We start from the raw sequence: 11,896 nt of genomic DNA, 5'->3' as shown, positions 1-11,896 counted from the left end.
GCGCCGGCACCGCTGCAGGGCGGCGGTCGGCGCGCTGCCATTTGATCGACGAACGATCGCGGCGCTTTTACGTTCCGGCCGGGGGGATGCGCAACTGACCCGTCTCGACGGCCTCTTCCGTGGTATCCGAGAGTACGGACTCGACCGCAAGGAGGTAGGAGGCGAGGCCCTGCATGGACGGCGCGTCCTCTACGTCGGCGTGAAAATTGCGCCGCAATGCGGCCGCCAGTGCGCCGGCGTCGCGTCCTTCAAGGGCCGCCGCGTAGGATTCGAGGCGGCCGTAGAACATGCCGGCAAGTTTCTTCATCTTCTTCGGCACGCTCATGTCGCCGACGCCGAGCTCGCGGATGGAATGGTCGACATCCTCGAAGAAGGCGTCGACAATCTCCTGCGCGATCTCCTGGCCGGCTCGCGCCGAGCTGCGCGTGCGGCGGAAATAAAGGATCAGAATCGCCGACAACATCTCGAAGCGCCCCATGACCGTGTCGGGCACATCGAGGTCGGTATAGAGAAACGGTTGGCGCGCCGCCGCGGTCAGTGCCGCATATTGGCGCTTCACAATCGCAATATTGCCGCTTTTTTTCTTGAACAGTCCAAAAATCATCACAGAGGCCGGCTGGCTTTCTCGAAATCAGGGGCAAGCGCCCATGATCATGTTGCATGATAGCCGAAGCTGGTTTACCGAAGCGGGCACGAATTGCAATGGCCGATCTGCCAATCGTTACTCCAGGGGAGCAGTCCTTGACGAAGCGGTATTTGACGACAAACCTCAAAGTCCTGGGCCGTGCCGTGCTCGTGGCTTCCCTGTGTACTACCGCCCTTTCTGCCTGCATGTCCGCGAATGTGGGTGAAGTCCTGCATCAGGGCTATGTCGTCGACCAGGAAACGCTGGCACTCGTGCCGGTCGGATCGAGCCGCGAGCAGGTGCTGCTTTCGCTCGGCACGCCTTCGACCACCGCGACATTCGACAATGAGGTGTTCTACTACATCTCCCAGACCCGTAAGCGGCCGGTCGCCTTCATGAAGCCGAAGATCATCGATCAGTCCATCCTCGCCGTCTATTTCGACAAGGAAGGCACCGTCAGCCAGCTCGCGCACTACACGTTGAAGGACGGGAAGGTCTTCGACATGCTGTCGCGAACGACGCCGACCGGCGGCAAGGAATCGAGCTTCCTCGGCCAGCTCCTGAGCGGCCCCGGCGCCGGACAGGCCGCCGCGCGCAACCTGTTCAAGGACTTCGGCAAGTAATCGAGCCGCAACGGATCGAAAAAGGCCCGCGAGACCAGGTCCCGCGGGCCTTCCGTTTTTCAAGACGCCTGCGTCAGGCTAGGACGGCGAGCAGGAGAAGGGCCACGATGTTGGTGATCTTGATCGCGGGGTTGACCGCCGGACCGGCCGTATCCTTGTAGGGATCGCCGACGGTGTCACCCGTCACCGAGGCCTTGTGCGCTTCGGATCCCTTCATGTGGCGGGTGCCGTTGCGGTCGACGAAGCCGTCTTCGAAGCTCTTCTTGGCATTGTCCCAGGCACCGCCGCCGGACGTCATCGAGATGGCCACGAAAAGGCCGTTGACGATCACGCCGAGGAGCGAGGCACCGAGCGCCGCGAAGGCAGACGCCTTCGAGCCGGAGATCAGCAGCACGCCGAAATAAACGACGATCGGCGCCAGCACCGGCAGCAGCGACGGGATGATCATTTCGCGGATCGCCGCCTTCGTCAGCATGTCGACGGCCCGGCCATAGTCCGGCCGATCCTTGCCTTCCATGATGCCGGGCTTTTCCTTGAACTGACGACGAACCTCCTCGACGACGGCGCTCCCGGCACGGCCGACGGCGGTCATTGCGATGCCGCCGAAGAGATAGGGGATGAGACCGCCGAAGATCAGCCCGGCGACGACGTAAGGATTGGACAGATCGAAGGAGATCGTCCCGACGTCGGCGAAATAGGGATGCTTGTCGCCATTGGCGGCGAAATAGGCGAGGTCGTTGGAATAGGCCGCGAAGAGTACCAGGGCACCAAGCCCCGCCGAACCGATCGCATAACCTTTGGTCACGGCCTTGGTGGTGTTGCCGACGGCGTCCAACGCGTCGGTCGACTTGCGCACCTCGGGCGGCAGATGCGACATCTCGGCAATCCCGCCGGCATTGTCGGTCACGGGGCCGAAGGCGTCGAGCGCTACGATCATGCCGGCAAGACCGAGCATGGCGGTCACGGCGATTGCCGTCCCGAAGAGGCCGGCGAACTGGTAGGTCGCGATGATGCCGCCGACGATGACGATTGCCGGCAAGGCCGTCGATTCGAGGGACACGGCGAGACCCTGGATCACGTTGGTGCCGTGGCCCGTGACCGAGGCCTGCGCGATCGAGTTCACAGGCCGCTTGTTCGTCCCTGTATAATATTCGGTGATCACGACGATCAGCGCGGTGACGATAAGGCCGATGATGCCGCAGAGAAACAGATTCCAGCCGGTGATGTCCATGCCCGCGACCGTTCCGATCGAACCCCATCCGATCGTCAGCGATGTCGCCGCGCCAAGGCCGAGGATCGACAGAGCGCCCGTAACGATCAGCCCGCGATAAAGCGCTCCCATGATCGAGGCGTTTGCGCCGAGCTTGACGAAGAAGGTGCCGATGATCGAGGTGATGATGCAGGCCGCGCAGATCGCCAGCGGATAAGTCATGACGGTTGCGAGCATCGGGGTCCCGGCGAAGAAGATCGATGCAAGCACCATCGTCGCCACGACGGAAACCGCATAGGTCTCGAACAGGTCGGCGGCCATGCCGGCGCAGTCTCCGACATTGTCGCCGACGTTGTCGGCGATCGTCGCCGGATTGCGCGGATCGTCCTCGGGGATACCCGCTTCTACCTTGCCGACGAGGTCGCCGCCGACATCGGCGCCTTTCGTGAAGATGCCGCCGCCGAGACGGGCGAAGATCGAAATCAGCGACGCCCCGAAGCCGAGCGCGACAAGCGCATCGATGACCTCGCGCGCGGCCGGCTCATGCCCCAGGCCTGCGGTGAGTATGAGATAGTAGACCGAGACGCCCAGGAGGGCGAGGCCGGCCACCAGCATGCCGGTGATTGCACCGGATTTGAATGCGATGTCGAGACCGGAGGCGAGGCTGACCGAGGCGGCCTGGGCCGTACGGACGTTGGCCCTGACCGAAACATGCATGCCGATGAAGCCTGCGGCACCCGAGAGCACCGCACCGATAAGGAAGCCGATGGCGGCTGCACCCGACAACAGGACCCATGCGGCGATGAAAACGACGACACCGACGATGGCGATGGTTGTGTACTGACGCGTGAGGTAGGCCTGCGCCCCCTCTCTGATAAAACCTGCGATTTCTTGCATGCGGGCATTCCCCTGGTCGGCGGCAAGCACCGACCTTGTCGCCCAGATGGCGTAGACCACCGAAAGCAACCCGCATGCGATAACGCCCAACAATATGGTCATTTCGCACTTTCCTCCGTTACAACCTGCGGGCTCATCCCTGCCGCAGGCCCCTCTCCGCGAATCACACGCCGCCTCCTCAAGCGACGCGTTTTCGCGGCGCGGCCAGAGTGCTGTTGCCGATGTGGATCGTCAAGCCCCTGAAATTGCCCGCATGCCGGCCTTTTTCAGGGTCCGGGAAGCATTCGGATAAACCGGCTTTCAGGCAGTGGCTTGCTTGCCCGCCCGCAGGAGCGGGAGAAGGAGAAGAAGGCAAAAACCGGCCACTGGCCAGACTACCGCGCTCAGCATGTCCCAACCATAGGCGGAAAGCACCTTGCCGGAAGCGAAGGAAGAACAAGCGACGGCTGAGAAGAGAACGATGTCGTGAAAGCCCTGGACCTTGTCTGCCTCATGCGGCCGGTAACTCTGCGCGACGATCGCCGTGGAGCCGATGAAACCGAAATTCCAGCCGAGGCCGAGCAGCGACAACGCGCCCCAGAAATTCCAGAGTGCGACGCCGAGGTGAGCCACGGCAGCGCAGGCCATCAGCAGGAGGAGACCGCATGCGACGATGCGTTCGGCGCCGAAGCGGCTGATCAGCCAACCCGTGACGAAACTCGGAGCGAACATCGCAAGCACGTGCCATTGGATTCCGAGCGTCGCGAGATCGCTCGAAAAGCCGCAGCCGACAACCATGGCGACGGGCGCGCCCGTCATCATGAAGGTCATCAGGACATAGCTGGAAATCCCGCAGATCATTCCCGTCATGAAACGCTGGCTGCCCGCAATCTCGCGCAGCGGACGCGCGAGAGGCTGCTCATGATGGGTCGATGCCGATGTGTGGTCCGGCAGCCGTAGCGGCACGAAGAAGAAGAGCGCGACGAGGCAGACCGGTACGAGAGCGACGAAGGCGCCCGCGAACCACACGGGCGCAAAGTAATCGCCCGCGAAGATGACGATCTGCGGTCCGAGGATCGCCGAGACGATGCCGCCTCCCAGAATCCAGGAAATCGCCTTGGCCTTGTAGAAGGAGGGCGAAGCGTCGGCTGCGGCAAAGCGGAGCTTCTGCGTAAAGCCGTTGGAAGCGCCGAGCACGGCGAGGCCGCAGGCGAAGAACCAGAAACTCTCCCGGAAAAGTGCAGCCGTGGCGAGCACGCCGCCGAGCGCAGCGATCGACGCACCGGCGATGAAGGCGAAGCGCCGGCCAACGAGTCGCGACAACACCGCAACGAGCACGACTCCGAGCGCCATGCCGAGATTGTAGGCGGTGAGCGGCGCCGTCGCGAGCGACTTGTCTTCGCCGAGCAACTGGTGGCCGGCAACCCCACCGACGGCAAAACTGATCGGCCCGACAACGCCGAGCAGTGCCTGGGCCACGGTAAGCAACTGCACGTTGCGACGCGCCTCGCGGAGGACCGTTCGGATTTCTGCCGGCTCGGTGGCCATCCGCTTACTTTCTCTGGTCGCCGCGAACTTGTTTGGCGATCCGGTCGAGGACGGCGTTGACGAGCTTCGGCTCTTCGTCCTGGAAGAAGGCCTTGGCGATCTCGACATATTCGGTCACGATCACCGGAACCGGCACGTCCTTTCGCTCCAGTATCTCGAAGGTGCCGGCGCGCAGGATTGCGCGAACGGTGGAATCGAGCCGGGAAAGCGCCCAATCATCCTGAAGCGCCGAGCCGATCAACGGATCGAGCTTGCGCTGGTCGCGCACGACGCCCGCAACGATCGAGCGAAACCAGGACGCGTCTGCCCTGAGATAGGTGTCACCGTCCAGTTCCTTGCCGAGGCGATGTTCCTCGTATTCGGCGACGATCTCCAGGACGCCGGTCCCGCCGACATCCATCTGATAAAGCGCCTGAACGGCTGCAAGGCGCGCGGCGCCACGCTGGTTGACCTGTTTCAGCGGCTGATCCGAAGGGGTGTTCGTCACTTCTCTGCGCCCAATCTTTGCTTCAGTTCAATCATGGTCAGGGCGGCGCGCGCGGCGAATCCGCCCTTGTCGCCTTCCGTACGGCGGGCCCGTGCCCAGGCCTGATCGTCGTTTTCAACCGTCAGAATGCCGTTGCCGAGCGCCAGGCTCTCGCTGACGGCGAGATCCATCAGCGCGCGCGCGGACTCGTTGGCGACGATGTCGAAATGGTAGGTTTCGCCGCGGATCACCATGCCGAGCGCAACGAAGCCGTCATATTCCGCACCGCCTTCGTCGGCGCCGTCGAGCGCCATGGCGATCGCCGCGGGAATTTCCAGCGCCCCCGCAACCGTCACAATATCATAAGTGGCGCCGGCCGCATCCAGCGCATGTTTCGCTCCATCGAGGAGCGCGTCGGCCATATCGTCATAGAAACGCGCTTCCACAATCAGGATGTGGACGGGCTTGATCTTCGCCATGGATCACCTGTCTTGAAAAATTCGGACCGGACTTGGCCGGTGCAGGCGGCGGTCAAACCATGCCCGGCACGGAATGGCAAGTAAATTCCGTTAACCGAAGGGCATTTGCCGTACCGCAATCTTCGATATTGGTGGAGCCGAACAGCAAACCCGCTTGTAACGGCGCCAACTGTCTCTAATCCTTAAGCGCGCCCAGACCGATTCCGCGAGGTCGAGCCGGGCATGCGACGCGACCAGGAGGACGACTGCGATGACGGACGCGCAAAAGCCCATCGTCAATCCGAAGAACCTGAAGCTCGACCACTGGCGCCGTGGCTCGTTCTTCGAATCCAGCGACGTCTCTTTCGGGTCGCTTCTCGGCCTCAAGGATATCGGCATAGGCTACGGCGAGGTTCCGCCCGGCAAATCCGGGTGTCCATTCCATAACCACCATGTCGAAGAAGAGCTGTTCATTATCCTCGAGGGGCAAGGTACCTATCGTTTCGGCAGCGAACGCCATGCGGTCGGACCAGGCGACATACTCGGAGCCCCCGCTGGCGGCCAGGAGACCGCGCATCACCTCATCAATACCGGCACCGTCCCGCTCAAATACCTGTCCATTTCCGCCATCGCAGCGACCGAAATCTGCGAATATCCGGACTCCGGCAAGTTCCTTGCCCGGACCCGGCGTCCGGGCGAAAGCCAGGCATCGTTCGACTTCATCGGCCGCGCGCCCTCGGCGGCCGACTATTGGGACGGTGAACCGGGCTTCTGAGAACTCTACTCCTTCCCCTGTCAGAACAAGCGGAGCGACAATGCACAGCGTCCCCACGATCGAGACCGAGCGGCTATTCCTGCGCCCCTACCGGCGCGACGACTTTCCTTCCTATTGCGCACTCTTCGGCGACGAGGAAGTGACCCGCTATACCGGCGGCGTGCCTTACACCCGCGAACAGTCCTGGACGCGATTCCTGCGCCAGGTCGGCATGTGGCACTACTTCGGCTTCGGCTTCTTCGCGATCCAGGACAAGCAAAGCGGCGCCTTTATCGGAGAGGCCGGCTTCCACGAAGCGCATCGCCAGATCACGCCCTCGCTGGAGGGAACGATGGAGACGGGCTGGGCGATTTCACCGAAAAACCACGGCCGCGGACTGGCGACGGAAGCCGTGACCGCCGCCCTCGCCTGGGCCGACCGTCAGTTTCCCGTGCTGAGGAAGACCTGCATCATCGAACCGGGCAACCAGGCTTCGATCAATGTCGCCCTGAAACACGGTTTCAAGGAATTCTGGCGCACGACCTATAACGGCCGGCCGATGGTCATGTTCGAAAGGCGGCCGAAGGGATCGGAAGCTTAGACCGGAAAAAGTATGTGGGGTTTTCCGCCCGCTGAAGGAAGCTTTTCGAAGGACTGCAACCTCTCCTCTTCCTCATCCCCTGTGCTCGTCACAGGGATCCAGCAGCGCCGCGTCCGCGGCGCGGGAAGCGTTCTTTCAGCCCAAGGACTTGGTCTGGCTGGATTCCTGTGACAAGCACAGGAATGAGGAAATCAAACAAGCGGCCGCGGTGGCCCATTCTCAACAGGCGTTAAAGCACTTCCAGGAAAGCTTCCTACGGCGCCGCGCGGATCGCAGAAGCGGAAGATGAACAATTCTTAATTATTTTCAGCCGTTTACGCCACCGAAACGGCCACATTCCGGTCCACTTTCATGACCGTTGGCACGGCGCGAGATCCTAGTCGGACGCAAACAAGGCGCAGTACCAACCAGTCGAAACGGTCCAGCTTTCTTCGCTGCGGGTGACATCACCCGTAAACGACCCGTGCTGGCCTGCAGGCTGCGCCTCAGAGAAGCAAAACGGCCGTGGCAGATCTACGGACCGATCGTCACCGGGGGCAGCCGCAAAACCAAAGGAGCATGACAATGAACAGCATTGCGAAAATCTCCGTCATCGCCACCCTCTCCGCCCTTACCTTCGCCGGCATCTCCCAGGCGGCGAGCGTCGAAATGAACTGGCCTGACCGGATCGACCAGACCGTGCGCACCTTCAAGGGCGACAATTTCCGCGTCGTCGATGTCGACACGTTGAGCCGTCTGAATCAGACCCGTATGCGGGTCGACGAGGCGACACCGGGGCAGCGTGCCGCATTGCGAGCCGCCGTCGAAGCCAACAGACCGCTGCTCGCTTCGCTCAGGGCGCGCAATGTCGAACTCGACAACGTCGCCGCGGCGACGCAGGCGGCCGATGGCGGACTGACGATCTATCTGCGCTGACTTTTCGGCCGGCCGCCCGGCAAACTCGTCCGCCCCCATTTTCGGGGGCGGGCTCTTTTGACGGACGATTTCTTTCGGCCGGACGTTACTCCTCCTTGGGAGCCGGGAATTCCGCCAATCGCGCCGCGTAGCGCGCCATCGTGTCCACCTCGAAATTGACGAGATCGCCGGACTTGCGTTCGCCCCAGGTCGTCACTTCGAGCGAATGACGGATCAGCAATACGTCGAACTCGACGCCATCCACCTTGTTCACGGTGAGCGACGTTCCGTCGAGCGCCACCGAGCCCTTGGGGGCGACGAATTTCGCGAGATGTTCGGGTGCCCTGAGGCGGAAGCGCACCGCCTCCCCCTCCGCTTCGACCGCGAGGATCTCCGCCTTACCGTCGACATGGCCGGACACGATGTGGCCGCCCAGTTCGTCGCCGATCTTCAGCGAGCGCTCGAGATTGATGCGCGTCCCCTCCCGCCAGTCGCCGATCGTCGTCAGCCTCAGCGCTTCCTCCCATGCCTCGACCTCGAACCAGCGCTCGTTGCTGCCCGCTTCCGGCAGTGACGTGACGGTCAGGCAGATGCCGGCATGGGCGATGGAGGCGCCCAGATCGATGGTCTGAGGGTCGTAATTGGTGGCGACACGAAGCTTGATGCCTTCCTTGAGGGGTGAAGCTTTCTCGACCGTGCCGATATCGGTGATGATGCCTGTGAACATTCAGCTTTCTCTCTCATAGTCCTCGAACAGATCGTCGCCGTAGCGCGCCGCGCGGCGAAGCGTGAAGCCCTCCGGCACCGACGTCCTCTGAAATGGGGACGGAATGCCGCCTTCGCCAATCGCCGGCGGGCAGGTGAAGAGCAGGATTCGGTCCACCAGATCCGCATCGAGAAACGAACGCGCCGCCCGGGCCCCACCCTCCACGAGCAGGGAGGCGATGCCCCGGGACGCAAGTGCGGCCAGGAGGTCGGGGATGGTATCGGCGTTCAGCAGCTCGGCTCCTGCCGCTTCGAGGCCAGCTCGCCTAGCGTCGTAATCGACCTCTCTCTCCGCGAGCGCAGAGAGAGGCATCTGCGCGCCGCCTGGCTGCCCCTCATCCGCCCTTCGGGCACCTTCTCCCCGTATGCGGGGAGAAGGGAATCCTGCATCACCCGCAAGGACAATCAGCGGAACGTCGCGCGCCGTGCGGACCAATTTCGAGTCGAGCGGCAGATCGAGCCGGCGATCGAGCACGATACGGATCGGAGAGCGCTCCTCCAGTCCCGGGATCCGCACCGTGAGTTGCGGATCGTCGGCAACGGCCGTACCGATACCCACAAGAATCGCGTCCGTCTCGGCTCGCAATATCTGCACCTGGGCGCGAGCGACGGCACCGGAAATCCTCACCTGCCCCTCGCCTTTCCGGCCGATCATGCCATCGGCGGAAACCGCAAGTTTCAGAGTCACATGCGGACGTTTCTTCTGCTGACGCATGAGGTAAGCCTCGAGCACGCGCCCGCCCTCTTCATGGAGCGTGCCGATGTCGACGGCGATCCCCGCATCGCGAAGCATCACCACCCCGCGGCCGGCAACGCGTTCGTCGGGATCGAGGATGGAAACGACGACACGGGCGATCCCCGAAGCGATCAGCGCATCCGCGCAGGGCGGGGTCTTGCCATGATGCGAACAGGGTTCGAGAGTGACATAGGCGGTGGCTCCCCTCGCCTGTTCGCACGCCTCAGCAAGCGCCTGTGTTTCCGCATGCGGCCGCCCGCCCGGGGCGGTCACGGCGCGGCCGACGATCGTGCCTTCGTTGACAATGATGCAGCCGACCGAGGGATTGGTGGAGGTCAGGCCGAGATTGCGTCTTGCAAGCCGCAGCGCCGCCGCCATGAAACGTTCGTCTTCACGTGTCGGCTCGCCCATACCCCGTGGTCTCCGGCCTATTCGCCCGGATCGCGGGCAATCTTGGCGCTTATCTCGGCAATCACCTTTTCGAAATCTTCCGCATGGGAGAAATCGCGATAGACAGACGCGTAGCGCACGAAGGCAACGTCGTCGAGGCTCTTCAACGCCTCGAGCACCTGAAGGCCGATTTCCTCCGAGGGAATTTCGGTTTCGCCCGAGCTTTCGAGCCGGCGGACGATGCCCGACACCGCCCGTTCGATCCGGTCGCGATCCACCGGGCGCTTGCGAAGCGCGATCTCGAAGGAGCGCAGCAGCTTATCCCGGTCGAAAGGAACCTTCCGGCCGGTCTTCTTGATAATCATCAGCTCACGCAGCTGCACCCGCTCGAAGGTCGTGAAGCGGCCGCCGCAATCCGGGCAGATGCGGCGGCGGCGAATGGCGTTCCCGTCCTCTGCCGGACGGGAATCCTTCACCTGACTGTCTTCGGAACCGCAATAGGGGCAGCGCATGCAGCCGTCCGATCACATATAGCCGTACATCGGGAAGCGGTCGGTGAGCTTGATCACCTTCTCGCGCACGCCAGCCTCGACTGCGGCATTGCCCTCGTCGGAATTGGCGACCTTGAGACCGTCGAGCACCTCGACGATCAGTTCGCCGATCTCCTTGAACTCCGCCTCCTTGAAGCCGCGCGTTGTACCGGCCGGTGCACCGAGGCGCACGCCGGAGGTGACGAAGGGCTTTTCGGGGTCGAAGGGAATGCCGTTCTTGTTGCAGGTGACGTAGGCACGGCCGAGAGCAGCTTCGGCACGCTTGCCGGTCGCGTTCTTCTTGCGCAGGTCGACCAGCATCAGGTGGTTGTCGGTACCGCCCGAGACGATGTCAAGGCCGTTGGCCTTCAAGGTTTCGGCAAGGGTGCGGGCGTTTTTGACGACCTGGGCCGCATAATCCTTGAAGGAGGGCTGCAGCGCCTCGCCAAGCGCGACTGCCTTGGCGGCAATCACGTGCATCAGCGGACCACCCTGGAGACCGGGGAAGACCGCGGAATTAATCTTCTTGGCGATTTCCTCGTCATTGGTAAGGATCATGCCGCCGCGGGGCCCGCGCAGGGACTTGTGCGTGGTGGTCGTCGCAACATGGCAGTGCGGGAACGGCGACGGATGCTGGCCACCGGCCACGAGGCCGGCAATGTGCGCCATGTCGACCATCAGCCACGCGCCCACCTCGTCGGCGATCTCGCGGAAGCGCTTCCAGTCCCAGATGCGGGAATAGGCCGTTCCGCCGGCGATGATCAGCTTCGGCTTTTGCTCGCGCGCCTTCTTGGCCACCTCGTCCATGTCGAGAAGGTGATCGTCTTGACGCACGCCGTAGGAAACGACGTTGAACCATTTGCCCGACATGTTCACCGGGGACCCATGCGTCAGGTGGCCGCCGGAATTGAGGTCGAGGCCCATGAAGGTGTCGCCCGGCTGCAGCAGCGCCAGGAAGACCGCCTGGTTCATCTGCGAGCCCGAATTCGGCTGAACGTTGGCGAAGTTGACGCCGAAGAGCTTCTTGGCACGCTCGATCGCGAGTTCCTCGGCGATATCGACATACTGGCAGCCGCCGTAATAGCGCTTGCCCGGGTAACCCTCGGCATATTTGTTGGTCATGATCGAGCCCTGCGCCTCGAGCACGGCCCGTGAAACGATGTTCTCGGAGGCGATCAGCTCGATCTCATGGCGCTGGCGACCCAGCTCCTTCTCGATTGCACCGAAGATCTCCGGATCGCTGTCGGCGAGAGAGCGGGTGAAGAAAGCGTCGTTGGTCTGTGAAAGCATCGGCTCGAGGCTCCTCTGAAGGGTGGCTGTTCTTTAGCTTCCTCGCACGCGGAGAGCAATATCCGCTATGCGGATTGCGTCATTTCCGCCATCCGCCGCGCCGGGTTCGCACAGCCGTCTCCAATTGAAA

The 11,896-nt window shown here is 62.8% G+C and carries 13 protein-coding genes; 4 read left to right on the top strand and 9 right to left on the bottom strand.

Going from position 1 to position 11,896, the window contains the following annotated elements; genetic code table 11:
• Window positions 1-67: 67 nt before the first annotated feature.
• Entirely contained in the window at window positions 68-604 is a 537-nt protein-coding gene (locus tag AC5J09_RS18210; RefSeq protein WP_100672164.1) for a ubiquinol-cytochrome C chaperone family protein, read from the bottom strand.
• Between the two features lie 137 nt (window positions 605-741).
• Between AC5J09_RS18210 and AC5J09_RS18205 the strand changes: the two genes are divergently transcribed.
• Complete coding sequence (locus AC5J09_RS18205) at window positions 742-1,248, top strand: outer membrane protein assembly factor BamE (RefSeq protein ID WP_018094732.1); 507 nt, start codon at window positions 742-744, stop codon at window positions 1,246-1,248.
• A gap of 73 nt (window positions 1,249-1,321) precedes the next feature.
• On the opposite strand, the gene AC5J09_RS18200 is transcribed toward AC5J09_RS18205, so the two are convergent.
• From AC5J09_RS18200 to ribH, 4 genes are all read right to left on the bottom strand, one after another.
• Entirely contained in the window at window positions 1,322-3,457 is a 2,136-nt protein-coding gene (locus AC5J09_RS18200; RefSeq protein WP_018094731.1) for a sodium-translocating pyrophosphatase, read from the bottom strand.
• 198 nt (window positions 3,458-3,655) lie between these two features.
• Complete coding sequence (locus AC5J09_RS18195; protein WP_494298160.1) at window positions 3,656-4,882, bottom strand: MFS transporter; 1,227 nt, start codon at window positions 4,880-4,882, stop codon at window positions 3,656-3,658.
• A gap of 4 nt (window positions 4,883-4,886) precedes the next feature.
• The gene (gene nusB / locus AC5J09_RS18190) at window positions 4,887-5,369 is read right to left on the bottom strand and encodes a transcription antitermination factor NusB (protein ID WP_003529296.1); all 483 of its coding nucleotides are present in this window, start codon (window positions 5,367-5,369) and stop codon (window positions 4,887-4,889) included.
• On the bottom strand, window positions 5,366-5,827 hold the full coding sequence (gene ribH, locus AC5J09_RS18185) for a 6,7-dimethyl-8-ribityllumazine synthase (protein ID WP_494298159.1): 462 nt from the start codon (window positions 5,825-5,827) through the stop codon (window positions 5,366-5,368). The genes nusB and ribH overlap by 4 nt, the downstream gene beginning before the upstream one ends.
• A gap of 250 nt (window positions 5,828-6,077) precedes the next feature.
• On the opposite strand from ribH, the gene AC5J09_RS18180 reads away from it, so the two are divergent.
• From AC5J09_RS18180 to AC5J09_RS18170, 3 genes are all read left to right on the top strand, one after another.
• Window positions 6,078-6,581, top strand: a complete 504-nt coding sequence (locus tag AC5J09_RS18180) for a cupin domain-containing protein (protein ID WP_494298158.1) — start codon at window positions 6,078-6,080, stop codon at window positions 6,579-6,581.
• A gap of 40 nt (window positions 6,582-6,621) precedes the next feature.
• Window positions 6,622-7,161, top strand: coding sequence for a GNAT family N-acetyltransferase (locus tag AC5J09_RS18175; protein ID WP_100672160.1), 540 nt, complete (start codon window positions 6,622-6,624; stop codon window positions 7,159-7,161).
• Between the two features lie 564 nt (window positions 7,162-7,725).
• Entirely contained in the window at window positions 7,726-8,076 is a 351-nt protein-coding gene (locus tag AC5J09_RS18170; RefSeq protein ID WP_440853713.1) for a hypothetical protein, read from the top strand.
• An 85-nt stretch (window positions 8,077-8,161) separates the two neighbouring features.
• Here AC5J09_RS18170 and AC5J09_RS18165 read toward each other — a convergent pair whose 3' ends face one another.
• Genes AC5J09_RS18165 through glyA form a run of 4 tightly spaced genes read right to left on the bottom strand, consistent with a single transcriptional unit; the run spans window position 8,162 to window position 11,766 of the window.
• Window positions 8,162-8,782, bottom strand: a complete 621-nt coding sequence (locus tag AC5J09_RS18165) for a riboflavin synthase (RefSeq protein WP_494298157.1) — start codon at window positions 8,780-8,782, stop codon at window positions 8,162-8,164.
• Window positions 8,783-9,967: a bifunctional diaminohydroxyphosphoribosylaminopyrimidine deaminase/5-amino-6-(5-phosphoribosylamino)uracil reductase RibD gene (gene ribD / locus AC5J09_RS18160; RefSeq protein WP_494298156.1), complete on the bottom strand. Its 1,185-nt coding sequence runs from the start codon at window positions 9,965-9,967 to the stop codon at window positions 8,783-8,785.
• A gap of 17 nt (window positions 9,968-9,984) precedes the next feature.
• Complete coding sequence (gene nrdR, locus AC5J09_RS18155) at window positions 9,985-10,458, bottom strand: transcriptional regulator NrdR (RefSeq protein WP_003529310.1); 474 nt, start codon at window positions 10,456-10,458, stop codon at window positions 9,985-9,987.
• Between the two features lie 12 nt (window positions 10,459-10,470).
• The gene (gene glyA, locus AC5J09_RS18150) at window positions 10,471-11,766 is read right to left on the bottom strand and encodes a serine hydroxymethyltransferase (protein ID WP_018094723.1); all 1,296 of its coding nucleotides are present in this window, start codon (window positions 11,764-11,766) and stop codon (window positions 10,471-10,473) included.
• Between the last annotated feature and the right edge of the window lie 130 nt (window positions 11,767-11,896).

This window comes from Sinorhizobium sp. (genome assembly GCF_059070375.1).
The sequence above is the reverse complement of the archived record's forward strand: the minus strand, read 5'-3'. Positions and strand labels throughout refer to the sequence as shown.

Excerpts from the sequence above, each read along its gene's own strand:
- AC5J09_RS18210 (WP_100672164.1), bottom strand. The coding sequence starts at position 604 with ATGATTTTTGGACTGTTCAAGAAAAAAAGCGGCAATATTGCGATTGTG.
- AC5J09_RS18200 (WP_018094731.1), bottom strand. The coding sequence starts at position 3,457 with ATGACCATATTGTTGGGCGTTATCGCATGCGGGTTGCTTTCGGTGGTC.
- AC5J09_RS18195 (WP_494298160.1), bottom strand. The coding sequence starts at position 4,882 with ATGGCCACCGAGCCGGCAGAAATCCGAACGGTCCTCCGCGAGGCGCGT.
- ribH (WP_494298159.1), bottom strand. The coding sequence starts at position 5,827 with ATGGCGAAGATCAAGCCCGTCCACATCCTGATTGTGGAAGCGCGTTTC.
- AC5J09_RS18180 (WP_494298158.1), top strand. The coding sequence starts at position 6,078 with ATGACGGACGCGCAAAAGCCCATCGTCAATCCGAAGAACCTGAAGCTC.
- AC5J09_RS18175 (WP_100672160.1), top strand. The coding sequence starts at position 6,622 with ATGCACAGCGTCCCCACGATCGAGACCGAGCGGCTATTCCTGCGCCCC.
- AC5J09_RS18170 (WP_440853713.1), top strand. The coding sequence starts at position 7,726 with ATGAACAGCATTGCGAAAATCTCCGTCATCGCCACCCTCTCCGCCCTT.
- AC5J09_RS18165 (WP_494298157.1), bottom strand. The coding sequence starts at position 8,782 with ATGTTCACAGGCATCATCACCGATATCGGCACGGTCGAGAAAGCTTCA.
- ribD (WP_494298156.1), bottom strand. The coding sequence starts at position 9,967 with ATGGGCGAGCCGACACGTGAAGACGAACGTTTCATGGCGGCGGCGCTG.
- nrdR (WP_003529310.1), bottom strand. The coding sequence starts at position 10,458 with ATGCGCTGCCCCTATTGCGGTTCCGAAGACAGTCAGGTGAAGGATTCC.
- glyA (WP_018094723.1), bottom strand. The coding sequence starts at position 11,766 with ATGCTTTCACAGACCAACGACGCTTTCTTCACCCGCTCTCTCGCCGAC.